General features: G+C 65.2%; 1 protein-coding gene. It reads right to left on the bottom strand.

From position 1 onward, the window contains the following. Window positions 1-592: EF-Tu C-terminal domain-related protein (locus ACYVH8_RS12715; RefSeq protein WP_460489185.1), on the bottom strand; the 592-nt coding region annotated here is incomplete at its 5' end.

Raw genomic sequence — 592 nt, 5'->3', positions numbered from 1 at the left:
TTACGCGAGGATCTTGGCGACCACACCGGCGCCCACGGTCTTGCCGCCTTCGCGGATGGCGAAGCGCAGGCCTTCTTCCATGGCGATGGGGGCGATCAGCTTGACGGTGATCGACACGTTGTCACCCGGCATCACCATTTCCTTGCCCTCGGGCAGCTCGATGGCGCCGGTCACGTCCGTGGTGCGGAAGTAGAACTGCGGGCGGTAGTTGTTGAAGAAGGGGGTGTGGCGCCCGCCCTCGTCCTTGCTCAGCACGTACACCTCACCCGTGAAGTGGGTGTGGGGCTTGATGGAGCCGGGCTTGCACAGCACCTGGCCGCGCTCGACTTCTTCACGCTTGGTGCCGCGCAGCAGGATGCCGACGTTGTCGCCCGCCTGGCCCTGGTCCAGCAGCTTGCGGAACATTTCCACGCCGGTGCAGGTGGTCTTCTGGGTGACCTTGATGCCGACGATTTCGATTTCTTCGCCGACCTTGACCACACCGCGCTCGATCCGGCCGGTCACGACGGTGCCGCGCCCGGAGATGGAGAACACGTCTTCCACGGGCATCAGGAAGGCGCCGTCCACGGCGCGCTCAGGGGTGGGGATGTAG

The sequence above is a fragment of the Curvibacter fontanus genome (assembly GCF_054780335.1).
This window is presented reverse-complemented; position numbering and strand designations above follow the sequence as displayed.